Here is a 14,909-nt window from a genome sequence, read left to right as displayed (position 1 = left end):
CGCCTCAGGCGATGCGCTCCGCCACGAGCGGTCCGCCGTCGAGGACGGCCTCGCCCTCGTCGCCGATGCGGTAGGCGCCCTCGAGCGCGGCGAGAGCACGCTCGAACCGCGCGGGCTCATCGGCCGAGAGGGTGAGCAGCGGGTCGCCCCTGCGCACCCCGTCGCCCGGCTTGGCGTGCAGGTCGATGCCCGCGGCGTGCTGCACGGCGTCCTGCTGGCGCGCCCGACCCGCTCCCAGGCGCCAGGCAGCGATGCCGAACGGCAGCGCCCGCTGCTCCACCAGCACTCCGTCGCGCTCCGCAAGGACGACGTGCGTCTCGCGGGCGACGGGGAGGGCCGCCGTCGGATCGCCGCCCTGGGCGCGGATCACCGCGTTCCAGGTGTCCATCGCCGCGCCGCCGTCGAGCGCCCGCTCGACATCGGCGTCCGGGAGGCCCGCCAGCGCGAGCATCTCGCGGGCGAGGGCGAGCGTGAGCTCCCGTACATCGGCGGGGCCGCCGCCGGCGAGGACCTCGACCGACTCCCGGACCTCGTTGGCGTTGCCGATGGCGAGCCCGAGCGGCACGTTCATGTTCGTGAGCAGGGCCGTGGTGCGCACCCCCGCGTCGTTCCCGAGGTCGACCATGGCGCGCGCCAGCTCGCGCGAGCGCTCGATGTCGACCATGAAGGCGCCGGAGCCGAACTTGACGTCGAGCACCAGCGCATCGGTCCCCTCCGCGATCTTCTTCGACATGATCGAGGAGGCGATCAGCGGGATCGCCTCCACCGTCCCCGTGATGTCGCGCAGGGCGTAGAGCTTCTTGTCGGCCGGCGCGAGTCCCGAGCCGGCGGCGCAGACCACTCCGCCGACAGTGCGCAGCTGCTCGAACATCTCGTCGTTGCCCAGCTCGGCGCGCCAGCCGGGGATCGACTCCAGCTTGTCGAGGGTCCCGCCGGTGTGGCCGAGTCCCCGACCGGACAGCTGCGGCACCGCGACGCCGAACGACGCGACGAGCGGCATCAGAGGCAGCGTGATCTTGTCGCCGACTCCCCCGGTCGAGTGCTTGTCGACCGTCCTCTTGCCGAGCCCGTCGAAGTGCATCCGCTCGCCGCTCGCGATCATCGCCAGCGTCAGGTCGCGGATCTCGTCACGCCCCATCCCGTTCAGCAGGACGGCCATCGCGAAGGCGGCCATCTGCTCGTCGGCGACGTAGCCGCGGGTGTACGCGTCGATCAGCCAGTCGATCTGCGCGGTCGACAGGGAGCCCCTGTCGCGCTTGGTGCGGATGATGTCGACGGCGTCGAAGGCCTCGACGGGAGTGGAGCCGGTCATGGCGGTGCTCGATTCGTGTGCGGGGCGGGCGGGGGCGGGGGCGGCGGCGCCGCTACTCCCCCGCGTAGGCCTGGAGGGTGCGGGGGCCGAACGCGTCGGGGATGACCTCGTCGATGCTCCGCAGTCCCGAGACGGTCTCGAGGACCATCCCCTCCGCGGAGTGCTCGAACAGGAGCTGACGGCAGCGGCCGCAGGGCATGAGCGTCGCACCGTTGCCGTCGACGCACGTGAAGGCGACGAGCTTGCCGCCGCCGGTCATGTGCAGGGACGAGACCAGCGCGCACTCGGCGCAGAGGCCGATGCCGTACGAGGCGTTCTCGACGTTGCAGCCGGAGACGATCCGGCCGTCGTCGACGAGGGCCGCCGCTCCGACCGGGAAGTTCGAGTACGGGGCGTAGGCGCGGCCCATGGCGTCGTTCGCGGCGGCGCGCAGCGCCTCCCAGTCGATGTCGGTCACGGGACCCCTCTCAGGACTTCAGGTACGGCTTGCCGGCGGCCGCCGGTCCGCGGGACTGGCCGACGAGACCCGCCACGGCGAAGATCGTGACCAGGTACGGGAGCATCAGCATGAACTCGCTCGGGACGGGCGAGCCGATCACGCCGAGCACGTTCTGCAGGTTCGTCGCGAAGCCGAACAGGAGGGACGCGAGCGTCGCCTTGATCGGGTCCCACCGGCCGAAGATCACCGCGGCCAGGGCGATGAAGCCCGCACCCGCCGTCATCTCCTTGCCGAAGGCCCCGACGGCGTCGAGCGTGTAGTACGCGCCGCCGATGCCGGCGATCGCTCCCGCGAGGGACACGTTCCAGAAGCGGGTGCGCGCCACGTCGATGCCGACCGTGTCGGCCGCCTGCGGGTGCTCGCCGACCGCGCGCAGGCGCAGTCCCCACTTCGTCTTGAAGAGCCCCCACCAGACGGCGGCGATGGCGACGTACATCAGGTAGACGATCACGGACTGCTTGAAGAGCACCGCGCCGATCACCGGGATCTGGCTGAGCACCGGGATCGGCAGGGTCTCGAATTGCACCGGCGAGTTGAAGGTCTCGGCGTCGGAGGTGAGGACCTGCGAGTAGAGGAAGCTCGTCAGACCCGTCACGAGGACGTTCAGGACCACTCCCACGATGACCTGGTCGACGACGTACTTGATCGCGAAGGCCGCGAGCACGAACGAGACGAGCACGCTCGCCAGCATCGCCGCGACCAGGCCCAGGATCGGCTGACGCGTGATCGACGCGACGACCGCGGCCGTGAACGCGCCCGCGAGGAGCTGCCCCTCGATCGCGACGTTGACGACGCCGACGCGCTCCGAGATGACGCCGCCGAGGGATCCGAAGATCAGCGGAGTGGCGAGGCCGACGGTGCCGAGCAGCAGTCCCGAGACGGGCAGGGTCGCTCCGGCCGAGGCCCAGACGAGGAAGCCGAGCAGGAAGACGAGCGCGAACACCGTCGAGAACCACAGCGGGATGCGCCGCGCCGCACGGGCCGTCATCGCGGCGAGCACGGTGAGCGCGACAGTGGCGACGGCCACGACGACGCCGGTCGGCCGGGTCGGGAAGGGGAGGTCGGGCAGGGCGAAGAAGTCGCCGCCCGCTGCGAGGCGGAACGAGCTCGTGCCGTCGCGCCCCGCGACGACGAAGAGGACGATCGCGAGGAGGGAGAAGACCCCGAACGCGATCGGCGCCTTCCAGCTGCGCACGGGCACGCGCGAGGCGTCGACGTGGGCTGTGGTGGCGAGGCCGGTCATGCGGAGACCTCCGAGGCTCGGCGCGTGCGGCGTCTCGGGGCGGCCCCGGGAGTGGGCAGGCGGAAGATCGCGCGCACCAGCGGCGGCGCGGCGATGAAGAGGACGATCAGCGACTGGACGACGAGGACCACGTCGATCGGGACCCCCTGCGCCGCCTGCATCGAGTAGCCGCCGGCCTTGAAGGCGCCGAACAGGATGCCGGCGAAGAAGACGCCCCACGGCCGCGAGCGCCCGAGGAGCGCCACCGTGATCGCGTCGAACCCGATGCCGGCGTCGATCCCGGAGGTGAACCCGGTGGTGACCGTGCCCATCACCTGGGCACTGCCCGCGAGGCCGAGCAGGCCGCCGGAGAGGAGCATCGCGTACACGTAGCTGTTCTTGACGTCGATGCCCGCCACCCGAGCCGCGTGCGGGTTCTCGCCCACCGCCCGGAACTTGAAGCCGATGCTCGAGCGGTTGAGCAGCCACCACACGAAGACGGTCGCGAGGATCGCGAACACGAACCCGAGGGTCAGGGAGTAGCTCGGCCCGAGCAGCGACGGGAACACCGCCGTCTCCTTCATCGCAGGGGTCTTGGGGTTGTTCGAGCCCGGAGCCTGGAGGGCGCCCGGGGTGCGCAGCAGGTACGAGATCAGGTAGAACGCGACGTAGTTGAGCATGATCGTGAGGATCACCTCGTGGGCGCCGGTGCGGGCCTTCAGCAGGCCCACGAGTCCGCCCCAGAGAGCGCCTCCGAGGATGCCCGCTGCGAGCGCGACGACGAGGTGCACGCCCCACGGCAGGTCGAACGAGAAGCCGACCCAGCCCGCGCACGCCGCGGCGATCAGCATCTGCCCGCGGCCGCCGATGTTGAAGAGGCCGACGCGGAAGGCGAGGGCGACCCCGAGGCCGCCCGCGATGAGCGGAGTCGCGAAGGCGAGCGTGTCGGTCAGCGGCTTGATGCCGTTGGCGAAGCCCTCGCGCCGGAAGTTGTAGACGGAACCCTGGAAGAGGGAGGAGTACGCCCCGGCGACCGACTGCCAGATCGCCTGCAGGGTGTCGACCGGACGGGCGAAGAAGTAGCCGGACGCCTCCTGGACGTCGGGGTCCGTCGCCGCGATCAGCACGCCGCCCGCGATCAGCGAGAGCAGCACGGCGAGCACCGACATGAGAGCGGTGCCCGAGAGGATCTCGCGGAGCACGCGGGACGCGCCGCTCTCGACAGCGCCGGGGCGCGCCTCCTGACCCGGCTTCTGGCCGGGCTCGAGGCCGGTGGACTTCTCGGTCTCCGCGTCGGGGTCGACCGCGGGCAGTTGCGCGTCGCTCACGCCGCCGCTCCCTTCTCGGCGGGCGACTGCCCGGCCATCATGAGTCCCAGCACGTCGCGGGGGGTGTCGGCGGGCACGATCCCGATGATGCCGCCCTTGTACATGACCGCGATGCGGTCGGCCAGCGCGGCCACTTCATCGAGCTCGGTGGAGACGACGATCACGGGCACCCCGGTGTCTCGGGTCTCGACGATGCGCTTGTGGACGAACTCGATCGAGCCGACGTCGATTCCGCGAGTGGGCTGCGCGGCGATGAACAGCCGCAGTTCGCGGCTGAGCTCGCGGGCGAGGACGACCTTCTGCTGGTTGCCGCCCGAGAGCCGGCCGACGTGGGTTCCGATCCCCTGTGCCCGGACGTCGAACTCGCGCACCCGCTCCTCCGCGAACCGGTCGAGCTCCTTGAGCCGGAGGTTCAGGCCCTTCACGAAGGGGCCCCCGTCGCTGCGGTCGAGCATCAGGTTCTCGGCGATCGTGAACTCGGCCACCAGGCCGTCCTCGGTCCGGTCCTCGGGCACGAAGCCGACACCGGAGTCGAGGACGCGGCGCACGGAGAGTCCGTCGAGCCGCTTGCCGTCGAGGGTCACGGCGCCCTCGACCCGCTCCTGCAGCCCCATGATCGCCTCGGTGAGCTCGGTCTGGCCGTTGCCCTGCACGCCGGCGATCGCCAGGATCTCGCCGCGGCGGACCTCGAACGAGACGTCGTCGACGACGGCCTGCCCGTTCGCGTCGCGGACCGTGAGGCCGCTGACGACCAGCGCCTCGTCGCCGGCGCGGGCCGGCTCCTTCTGCACGGTCAGCTCGACGGCGCGGCCCACCATCAGCGAGGCCAGCTCGGCGTTGCTCGCGGTGGGCGAGGCCTCGCCGACGACCTTGCCGAGGCGGATGACCGTGATGCGGTCGCCGACCTCGCGCACCTCGCGCAGCTTGTGGGTGATGAAGACGATGGCGGTACCGGCGGCGCGCAGCTGGCGCATGATCGCGATCAGCTCGTCGGTCTCCTGCGGGGTGAGCACCGCGGTCGGCTCGTCGAACACGAGGACCCGGGCATCGCGCGAGAGCGCCTTGATGATCTCGACGCGCTGCTGGACGCCGACGGGCAGATCCTCGACGATCGCATCGGGATCGACGTCGAAGCCGAAGCGGTCCGAGATCTCGCGGACCCGCGTGCGGGCCGCGGCCAGATCGAGGCGGCCGCCGGACTTCGTCTGCTCGTGCCCGAGCATCACGTTCTCGGCGACGGAGAAGACCGGCACCAGCATGAAGTGCTGGTGCACCATGCCGATGCCCGCCTTCATGGCGTCGCCCGGCCCCGAGAAGTGCTGGACGACGTCGTCGAGCAGGATCTCGCCCTCCTCGGCCTGATAGAGGCCGTAGAGCACGTTCATCAGCGTCGACTTGCCGGCGCCGTTCTCGCCCAGGAGGCAGTGGATCTCACCGGGTTCGACGGTGAGATCGATGTGGTCGTTGGCCACGAGGGCGCCGAAGCGCTTCGTGATGCCCCGCAGTTCGAGCTTCATGGAACCAATCTAACTTTCAGCGAGGCTCCCGACGTCGGCGGGGCTCGAGGACGATCAGCGACAGGGAGGACGCGTGCCGCGCCGGCGGTGCCCGCGGGGGATCACCCAGCGGCAGAGAAAAGAGGCCGGCCGGCTCCGGGAGGACTCCCGGGGCCGGCCGGCCTCTTCCCGTCGACTAGGAGGCGGCGGGCGCCGACGGCGACTCGACGGTGATCGACCCGTCGATGATGCCCTCGGTGATCGCGTCCAGCTCGCCCTGCAGGTCCGGCGAGACCTTCGACTCGAAGTCGTGGAACGGGGCGATGCCCACTCCGTCGTTCTCCAGCGTGCCGACGTACGGCGTGGCGTCGAACTCGCCGGCGCCGGCCGAGGCGGTCACGTCGGACGTGCCCTCCTTGATGCCCTTGAGGATCGACGTCAGGTAGAGGTCGCCGCCGTCCGGGTACGTCTCGTACAGGTCGGCGTCGACACCGACCATCGCGATCTCCTTGCCGGAGTCGCGGATGGCCTCGATCGCGGACTGGAAGATCGGACCGCCGACGGGGAGGATGACGTCCGCGTTCTGGTCGATCAGCGACTGAGCGGCCGACTTGGCCTCGACGCCCGGCGCGAAGCCGCCGGTGAAGGAGCCGTTCTGCGACGCGACATCCCAGCCGACGACCTTGACGTCGGCGCCCTTTTGCTCGTTGTAGTACGCGACGCCGTCGGCGTAGCCGTCCATGAAGATCGTGACGGTCGGGTACGGCTGTCCGCCGTACGTGCCGACGACACCGGTCTTCGAGTACGACGCGGCAGCGTAGCCCGCGAGGAACGCGGACTGCGACGTGTCGAACGTGATCGGCTTGACGTTCTCGAGATCGATCGAGGCGTCGTCGATGATCGCGAAGTCGATGTCGGTGTTCGCCTCGGCCGCGGCCTTGGTCGCATCCGCGAGAGCGAAGCCGACGGTGATGATCAGGTTGCAGCCCTGGTCGACGAGGCTCGTCAGGTTCGGGGCGTAGTCCGTCTCGGACTCCGAGGTCACGTCGATGGGATCGACGCCCAGCTCGTCCGCGGCCTCGACGAGACCCGTGTAGCCGAGCTCGTTGAAGGACTTGTCGTCGAAGCCTCCGGCATCGGAGACCATGCAGGGCAGGAAGTCGCTGCCCGCGGCGGCGCCCGAGTCGCCCTCCTCGGGAGCGGAGGCGCAGCCGGCGAGAAGCGCGGTGACGCCCAGTGCGGCCAGACCGCCGAACGCGGCCTTACGCGTGGTGATAGTCAAGAGATTCGTCCTCCAGGATTCGGCCCGAGCGTCGTGCGCAGCAGGGCGTCGATCCGCTCACGTTACCCAATGTGACGATTCACTCACGGCTCCCGGGGACAGCGTTCGGAAGTCGTTACACAGTGTTGATTTTGTGGAGGAGGCGCTGAGCGCCTCCTCCACCGCGGACGGCTCTCAGAGGTGGCGCGTTTCCGAGAGCAAGGTGCTTCGGGCTGGCGGACATCGCTGGCACGCGATCTACGCTCACGGCCCTCCACCGTGCGCTCGAGGTTCCGAGCTGCTCGGCCCCCTGCGCGCTGCGCGCGGACGGGTGCGGACAGAGGGAGGGTCGCGCTGCCGAGGCCCGGGGGTGGGAACGACGAAGCGCGGCGCTCCGGAGGGAGGCCGCGCTTCGGGGGGCTAGAGGACGTCGGTGCGGCCCGAGAGGCGGAGGGCGTCGACGACGCCCTTGACCTTCTGGGCGTTCTCGGTGGTGGTGACGAGGAGGGCGTCGGGGGTGTCCACGACGACGATGTCCTTCACTCCGATCAGGGCGATCGTGCGGTTGCCGCCGCTGACGACGATGCCGGTCGCGGAGTCCGCCAGGACGCGGGCGTCCTCGCCGAGGATCGCGAGGTCCGAGCGCAGACCGCTCGCGTGCAGCTTGGCGATGGAGGCGAAGTCCCCGACGTCGTCCCACGAGAAGTGCCCGGGGATCACGGCGAGCTTGCCCGCCGCGGCGGCCGGCTCGGCGACGGAGTAGTCGATGGCGATCTTCTCCAGACCCGGCCAGATGCGGTCGACGACGGCGCCGCGCTCCGGGGTGTCCCACGCCTCGGCGAGCTCGAGCAGCCCGGCGAGCAGCTTCGGCTTGGAGCGGCCCAGCTCCTCGAGGAGCCGATCGGCGCGCGCGATGAACATGCCCGCGTTCCAGAGGTACTGCCCGCTGCCGACGTAGCGGCGGGCCGTCTCGGCATCGGGCTTCTCGACGAAGGAGTCGACGGCGAGCGTGTGCGCGGCGCCGTCGATCCCGAGGTGAGCACCCGTCTTGATGTAGCCGAAGCCCACCGCCGGCTCGGTCGGCGTGATGCCGATCGTCGCGATGTAACCGGCGTCGGCGGCGATGACCGCCTCCGCGACGGCGTCGTGGAAGAGGTGCTGCCCGCTGATGACGTGATCGGCGGCGAACGAGCCGATGATCACTCCGGGCTCGCGGCGCTCGAGGATCGCGGCGGCCAGGCCGATCGCCGCGGAGGAGTCGCGCGGCTCGCTCTCGAGGACGACGTTGAGGTCCTCGAGGCGCTCCAGCTGGCGCTCGACGGCGGCGCGGTGCGCGCGCCCGGTGACCACCATGATCCGGTCGGCGCCCGAGATCGGCGCGAGCCGGTCCCAGGTGTCGCGCAGCAGGGTCTGGCCGGAGCCGGTCAGGTCGTGCAGGAACTTCGGGGCGTCCGCCCGGGAGAGCGGCCACAGCCTCGAGCCGATCCCGCCTGCGGGGATCACGCTGTAGAAGCGGTCGAGCGGGGCGCGGCCATCGGTCTCAGGTGATGTCATGTCCGCAGGATACAAGGGCGCCCGGCCGCGACCGTCCGTTCACCGGGCGGCGCTCCCCCGTTCACGCGGGAGCCGTAGCGTCCGGGTTGTGAGAGTCGCGGTCGTCACCGAGAGCTTCCTGCCGTCGTTGAACGGCGTGACCACGAGCGTCCTGCGGGTGCTCGACGAGTTCGCGGCCCGCGGGATCGAGGCCCTGGTCGTCTGCCCCGCCGCGGGCGCGCCCGCCCGCTACGCCGGTCACCGGGTGGTGGAGCATCCCGCCATCGCCTACCGCGAGTTCCCCGTCGGGATCCCGACGCTCGCCCTGACCCGCGAGCTGGCCGACTTCGCGCCGGACGTCGTCCACGTCGCCTCGCCGTTCCTCCTGGGGGCGCGGGCCATCGCCTCCGCCGGCCGACTCGGAGTGCCGAGCGTGGCCGTCTACCAGACCGACGTCGCCCGCTTCGCGGCGCGCTACGGGATCCGCGGAGCGCGGGCGCTCGCTTGGAAGGTGATCCGCCAGATCCACGCCGGGGCCGATCTCACGCTCGCACCGTCGAGCAGCGCCCTCGACGACCTGGCCGCGGCGGGCATCGAGCGGACGGCGCTCTGGGGACGGGGAGTGCAGAGCGATCGCTTCCACCCGCGGATGCGCTCCTCCTCCTATGCGCACGACGTGCGCGCCGGGCTCGGCGCCGGGGACTCCCTCGTCGGCTACATCGGCCGGCTCTCTCCCGAGAAGAGGGTGGAGCGACTGGCCGCCCTCACCTCGCTCCCGAGGACCGATCTGGTCGTCGGCGGGTACGGTCCCTCCTCCGCCCGGGTCGCCTCGGCTCTGGGATCGCGCGCGCGCATGCTCGGCCGCCTCGACGGGGAGCGGCTGCCGGCGGTCTACGCCGCCCTCGACGTGTTCGTGCACACCGGCACCGAGGAGACCTTCGGCCAGACGGTGCAGGAGGCGCAGGCGTCCGGCACCGCGGTGGTCGCCCCGCACGCGGGCGGGCCGACGGACCTGATCGAGCACGGGGTGGACGGTCTGCTCTACGCGCCCGAGAGCGACTCCGATCTGCGCCGTCAGGTCGAGCGCCTCACCCGCGACCCCGCGCTGCGCGCCAGGCTCGGCGAAGCGGGTCGCCGTCGCGTGCTGCACCGCACCTGGAGCGCGCTCACCGACGAGCTGCTCGCGCACTACGCCGCCGTCGGAGTGCCGGCGGTTGTGGAGCACCGCAGCTAAGGCTCGCCTTAGCCGCGCTTGATCCGATCGCCGTTTAGAATCGGAGGGCGATATTCTCGTCGCTCCCCCGCCCCGTCCACGTCCACGAGACGCGGAGCAGGTCAGGCCGTCGGAGTGCACAACCAGGGAGGGTTGTCCGTGTCAGTTCAAGCTGCTCAGACCCTCGCACCCCGGAAGCAGGGGAAGATCCGGCGTCCGGCCGGAACCCTCTACCGCGGTCGCGAAGGCATGTGGTCGTGGGTGCTCCACCGGATCACCGGTGTCGCCATCTTCTTCTTCCTCCTCGTCCACGTCCTCGACTCGGCTCTCATCGCGGTGAGCCCCGAGGCGTACGACGCGGTCATCGGGACCTACAAGAACCCGGTCATGGGCCTCGGCGAGACGGGTCTGGTGGGCGCGATCGCCTTCCACGCCCTCAACGGCCTGCGCATCATCCTGGTCGACTTCTGGAGCTGGGCGACCCGCAACCAGCGCCTGCTGTTCTGGGTCGTCATCGGCCTGTGGGTCGTGCTGATGCTCGGCTTCGCCCCGCGCCACCTCATGTTCGTCTTCAGCGAGGAGGAGGGGAATGAGCACCGTCGCCGCCCCCCGCACGCCGCACACCCCGACCCGCTCCTCCGGGACGAACTGGGAGAAGTGGGGCTGGATCTACATGCGCGCCTCCGGCGTCGTGCTGATCGTCCTGATCTTCGGCCACCTGATCTACAACCTCCTCCTGGGCGACGGCATCAAGGCCATCGACTTCGGCTTCGTCGGCGGCAAGCTGGCGAACCCGTTCTGGCAGTGGTGGGACGTCCTGATGCTGTGGCTCGCCCTCATCCACGGCGGCAACGGCATGCGCACGCTGGTCAACGACTACGCGACCTCCCCGCTGCTCGCCCGCGCGTTCAAGGGCGGCATCCTCGTGGCCGTCGTCTCCCTGATCGTCCTCGGAACCTGGGTCGTCTTCGCGTTCGATCCGTGCCCGCCGAACACGGCGGCCGAGCTGCTGCCGTCCTTCTGCGGCGCGTGACGCACCGCTGACACCCAGGGAGGAGGCGCTGCGGATCACCGCGGCGCCTCCTCCCGGGTCAGGCACCCCCTCCCGTCCTCCTCACCCGCACAACGGAGCACCCACCCAGTGAGCACAGCAGGCCACGTACACACCGGCGGCGACCAGAGCGCCTTCACGCAGACCGTCGGACCCGACGGCGTCCACTACCACCAGTTCGACGTGGTCATCGTCGGCGCCGGTGGCGCGGGGATGCGGGCGGCCATCGAGGCCGGACCCAAGGCGAAGACCGCCGTGATCTCGAAGCTCTACCCGACGCGCTCCCACACCGGGGCGGCGCAGGGCGGCATGGCCGCCGCGCTCGCGAACGTCGAGGAGGACAGCTGGGAGTGGCACACCTTCGACACGGTCAAGGGCGGCGACTACCTCGTCGACCAGGACGCGGCCGAGATCCTCGCGAAGGAGGCCATCGACGCGGTCATCGACCTCGAGAACATGGGCCTGCCCTTCAACCGCACCGAGGACGGCAAGATCGACCAGCGCCGCTTCGGCGGTCACACCCGCGACCACGGCAAGGCGCCCGTGCGCCGGGCCTGCTATGCGGCCGACCGCACCGGCCACATGATCCTGCAGACGCTGTTCCAGAACTGCGTCCGCCTGGGCATCAACTTCTACAACGAGTTCTACGTCCTCGACCTCGTGATGACGAAGGTCGACGGCGTCGACAAGCCGTCCGGAGTCGTGGCCTACGAGCTCGCGACCGGCGAGCTGCACGTGTTCCAGGCGAAGGCGATCATCTTCGCGACTGGCGGCTTCGGCAAGATCTACAAGACCACCTCGAACGCGCACACGCTCACCGGCGACGGAGTCGGCATCATCTGGCGCAAGGGCCTGCCCCTCGAGGACATGGAGTTCTTCCAGTTCCACCCGACCGGCCTCGCCGGTCTCGGCATCCTCCTCACCGAGGGAGCGCGAGGAGAGGGCGCGATCCTGCGCAACGCCTCGGGTGAGCGCTTCATGGAGCGCTACGCCCCGACCATCAAGGACCTCGCACCCCGCGACATCGTCGCCCGCTGCATGGTCCAGGAGGTCGCGGAGGGCCGGGGCGCCGGACCGCACAAGGACTACGTGCTACTGGACTGCACGCACCTGGGCGCGGAGGTCCTCGAGACCAAGCTCCCGGACATCACCGAGTTCGCCCGCACCTACCTTGGTGTCGACCCGGTCGTCGAGCCGGTTCCGGTCATGCCGACCGCGCACTACGCGATGGGCGGCATCCCCACGAACGTGAAGGCCGAGGTCCTCTCGGACAACACCACGGTCGTCCCCGGCCTCTACGCCGCCGGCGAGTGCGCCTGCGTGTCGGTCCACGGGTCGAACCGCCTCGGCACCAACTCCCTCCTCGACATCAACGTCTTCGGCAAGCGCAGCGGCAACAACGCCGCCGACTACGCCAAGACCGTCGACTTCACTCCCCTGCCCGCCGACCCGGCCGGAGCGATCCGCGACATGCTCGCCTCGCTCCGCGACGCCACCGGCACCGAGCGGATCGCCTCGATCCGCAAGGAGCTGCAGGACGAGATGGACAAGAACGCCCAGGTGTTCCGCACCGACGAGTCGCTCGAGCAGGTCACCGGCACCATCCAGCGCCTGCGCGACCGGTTCCGCAACATCTCGGTCCAGGACAAGGGCAAGCGCTTCAACACCGATCTCCTGGAGGCCGTCGAGCTCGGCTTCCTCCTGGACCTCGCCGAGGTCGTCGTCTTCTCGGCGCGCAACCGCAAGGAGAGCCGGGGCGGTCACATGCGCGACGACTTCCCCAAGCGCGACGACGACAACTACATGCAGCACACGATGGCGTACCTCTCCGGTGACGCCCACTCCTCCGATGCCGGTGACCACATCCGGCTCGACTGGAAGCCCGTCGTGATCACCCGGTACCAGCCGATGGAGAGGAAGTACTAGCCATGTCGACCGCTACCCTCGAGCAGCCCCCCGCGGCCCCCGCCGCCCCGGAGGCGTTCACCGTCACGTTCATCATCCGCCGCTTCGACCCCGAGGTGGACGCCGAGCCGCGCTGGCAGGACTTCGACGTCGAGATGTACTCGACCGACCGCGTCCTTGATGCGCTGCACCGCATCAAGTGGGACCAGGACGGGTCGCTGACCTTCCGCCGCTCCTGCGCGCACGGCATCTGCGGCTCGGACGCGATGCGCATCAACGGGCGCAACCGCCTGGCCTGCAAGACGCTGATCAAGGATCTCGACATTTCGCAGCCGATCTACATCGAGGCGATCAAGGGCCTGCCCCTCGAGAAGGACCTCGTCGTCGACATGGAGCCGTTCTTCGCGTCGTTCCGCGAGGTGCAGCCGTTCCTGATCGCCAACACCCCGGCGCCCAAGGGCAAGGAGCGCGTGCAGTCGGTCGCCGACCGCGCCCGCTTCGACGACACCACCAAGTGCATCCTCTGCGCCGCGTGCACCTCGTCCTGCCCCGTGTTCTGGACCGACGGCCAGTACTTCGGCCCGGCTGCGATCGTGAACGCGCACCGCTTCATCTTCGACTCGCGCGACGACGCGGGTGGAGCGCGCCTCGACATCCTCAACGACAAGGAGGGCGTGTGGCGCTGCCGCACGACCTTCAACTGCACCGAGGCGTGCCCGCGCGGCATCCAGATCACCCAGGCGATCGCCGAGGTCAAGCAGGCGGTCATCCGCGGCCGCGCCTGATCGCACCCCTCGAACGGCCCCTCGGATCCCTGATCCGGCGGGCCGTTCGTCGTTCCCGGGCTCCCTCCCCGCTCGGGTGACAGCCGACACGGACGGCGGCCCTACCCTGGAGGCATGACGGAGGCGGCAGACACCCCGCGCGGCATCCCGGCGCTGATCGAGCGGGTCCTGCGCACGCGGCCCCTGCGGGTCCTCCTGCACTACTCCGAGACCGGCGGGCCGCTCTTCGCCTCGGGGCTGGCGTTCCAGGCGCTGTTCGCCGTCTTCGGCGCGCTGTTCGTGTTCTTCGCCGTCTTCGGATTCTGGGTCCGTGGGGACACCGTCCTGCGCGACTCCCTCATCGGCATCGTGCAGCGCTCGATCCCCGGGCTGATCGGCGGCAAAGGCTCCCTCGTCTCCGTCGACACGCTGCTGGACCAGTCGATCCTCGGCTGGACCGGAGTCACCGCCGCCGCGGTCCTGCTCTGGACGGCGCTGAACTTCCTCGGCAGCCTGCGCCAGGCGGTCCGCATCCTCTTCGCCCTCCCCGGTCCGACGACGCTGTTCGTCCTCCTGAAGCTCAAGGACGCCGGCCTCGCGCTCGTCTTCGGAGCGGTGCTGCTCGTCTCCGCTGCCCTCTCGGTGTTCTCGACCACGTTCGTCGACGTCGCCCTCGACTTCCTCGGCGTCGGCAGCGACTCGGAGCTCGGGCGCATCACCGGTGGTGCGGTCGGACTCCTGATCATGCTCGCGCTCGACACCGCGACGCTCGCGGGGTCGTTCCGGATCCTGTCGGGCATCCCCATCCCCTGGAAGAACCTCTGGGTCGGCGCACTGATGGGCGGCATCGCTCTCGGCGCGCTGAAGGTCCTCGGGACCCAGCTGCTCGGAGGCGCGTCGCGGAACCCGCTGCTCGCCTCCTTCGCGGTGCTCATCGGTCTGCTGATCTGGTTCAACCTCGTCTGCCAGGTGATCCTGATCGTCGCCTCGTGGATCTCGATCGGCATGAGCGACGCCGGCATCTCGGCGCGGAAGCTCACGCCCGAGGAGCGCGAGAAGGAGCAGGAGGAGCAGCTGCGCGCCGCGCGCCGCACGCTCGCCGAGGTGGAGCGGCAGCGCCTCACGGCCGCCCTCGCCGACGCCTCCCTGCTCAAGCGGCGTCGGATCGAGAAGAGCCTGGCGCGCCTCGACGAGGAGCTCGCCGACCTCTCGGCCTGATCCGGCCCCTCGACCGGGGACGGGGGCAGGTCCTCCTCGTCGCCGCGTGCCGGCCCACGCAGGATGCCGCGTGTTGTGCCACGCTTGTCGGACATGTCCGTTTCTGT

Annotated in this window: 12 protein-coding genes and 1 pseudogene; 6 read left to right on the top strand and 7 right to left on the bottom strand. The window is 70.3% G+C overall.

Annotated elements, in window-relative coordinates; genetic code table 11:
* Positions 1-4: 4 nt before the first annotated feature.
* The 7 genes from AC0CID_RS00525 to AC0CID_RS00495 all read right to left on the bottom strand — a co-directional run bounded on the left by AC0CID_RS00525 (position 5) and on the right by AC0CID_RS00495 (position 8,672).
* Complete coding sequence (locus tag AC0CID_RS00525; protein ID WP_465225406.1) at positions 5-1,312, bottom strand: thymidine phosphorylase; 1,308 nt, start codon at positions 1,310-1,312, stop codon at positions 5-7.
* A gap of 52 nt (positions 1,313-1,364) precedes the next feature.
* The gene (locus AC0CID_RS00520) at positions 1,365-1,769 is read right to left on the bottom strand and encodes a cytidine deaminase (RefSeq protein WP_207402869.1); all 405 of its coding nucleotides are present in this window, start codon (positions 1,767-1,769) and stop codon (positions 1,365-1,367) included.
* A 10-nt stretch (positions 1,770-1,779) separates the two neighbouring features.
* The gene (locus tag AC0CID_RS00515) at positions 1,780-3,054 is read right to left on the bottom strand and encodes an ABC transporter permease (protein ID WP_465225405.1); all 1,275 of its coding nucleotides are present in this window, start codon (positions 3,052-3,054) and stop codon (positions 1,780-1,782) included.
* Entirely contained in the window at positions 3,051-4,361 is a 1,311-nt protein-coding gene (locus AC0CID_RS00510) for an ABC transporter permease (protein WP_465225404.1), read from the bottom strand. Before AC0CID_RS00510 ends, AC0CID_RS00515 begins: the two co-directional genes overlap by 4 nt.
* Positions 4,358-5,878, bottom strand: coding sequence for an ABC transporter ATP-binding protein (locus AC0CID_RS00505; RefSeq protein ID WP_465225403.1), 1,521 nt, complete (start codon positions 5,876-5,878; stop codon positions 4,358-4,360). Before AC0CID_RS00505 ends, AC0CID_RS00510 begins: the two co-directional genes overlap by 4 nt.
* A 175-nt stretch (positions 5,879-6,053) precedes the next feature.
* Positions 6,054-7,139, bottom strand: coding sequence for a BMP family lipoprotein (locus AC0CID_RS00500; protein ID WP_465225402.1), 1,086 nt, complete (start codon positions 7,137-7,139; stop codon positions 6,054-6,056).
* A 399-nt stretch (positions 7,140-7,538) separates the two neighbouring features.
* A complete protein-coding gene (locus tag AC0CID_RS00495) occupies positions 7,539-8,672 on the bottom strand; it encodes a mannose-1-phosphate guanylyltransferase (protein ID WP_207402864.1) in 1,134 nt (377 codons plus the stop codon).
* 88 nt (positions 8,673-8,760) lie between these two features.
* Between AC0CID_RS00495 and AC0CID_RS00490 the strand changes: the two genes are divergently transcribed.
* The 6 genes and pseudogenes from AC0CID_RS00490 (at position 8,761) to AC0CID_RS00465 (ending at position 14,802) form a co-directional block, all read left to right on the top strand.
* Positions 8,761-9,885, top strand: coding sequence for a glycosyltransferase family 4 protein (locus tag AC0CID_RS00490; RefSeq protein WP_465225401.1), 1,125 nt, complete (start codon positions 8,761-8,763; stop codon positions 9,883-9,885).
* A 228-nt stretch (positions 9,886-10,113) separates the two neighbouring features.
* Positions 10,114-10,443: pseudogene (gene sdhC / locus AC0CID_RS00485) on the top strand (succinate dehydrogenase, cytochrome b556 subunit); the annotation flags it as partial.
* A gap of 10 nt (positions 10,444-10,453) precedes the next feature.
* Positions 10,454-10,897 carry a succinate dehydrogenase hydrophobic membrane anchor subunit gene (locus tag AC0CID_RS00480; protein WP_251946468.1) on the top strand — a complete coding sequence of 148 codons (444 nt, stop codon included), beginning with the start codon at positions 10,454-10,456 and terminating at the stop codon, positions 10,895-10,897.
* Positions 10,898-11,098: 201 nt separating this feature from the next.
* Positions 11,099-12,841: a succinate dehydrogenase flavoprotein subunit gene (gene sdhA / locus AC0CID_RS00475; protein ID WP_230673091.1), complete on the top strand. Its 1,743-nt coding sequence runs from the start codon at positions 11,099-11,101 to the stop codon at positions 12,839-12,841.
* A gap of 2 nt (positions 12,842-12,843) precedes the next feature.
* On the top strand, positions 12,844-13,605 hold the full coding sequence (locus tag AC0CID_RS00470) for a succinate dehydrogenase iron-sulfur subunit (protein ID WP_055787993.1): 762 nt from the start codon (positions 12,844-12,846) through the stop codon (positions 13,603-13,605).
* A gap of 114 nt (positions 13,606-13,719) precedes the next feature.
* The gene (locus AC0CID_RS00465; protein ID WP_465225400.1) at positions 13,720-14,802 is read left to right on the top strand and encodes a YihY/virulence factor BrkB family protein; all 1,083 of its coding nucleotides are present in this window, start codon (positions 13,720-13,722) and stop codon (positions 14,800-14,802) included.
* The last annotated feature ends 107 nt before the right edge of the window (positions 14,803-14,909 follow it).

The sequence above is a fragment of the Rathayibacter sp. AC451 genome (genome assembly GCF_979253095.1).
The sequence above is the reverse complement of the archived record's forward strand: the minus strand, read 5'-3'. Positions and strand labels throughout refer to the sequence as shown.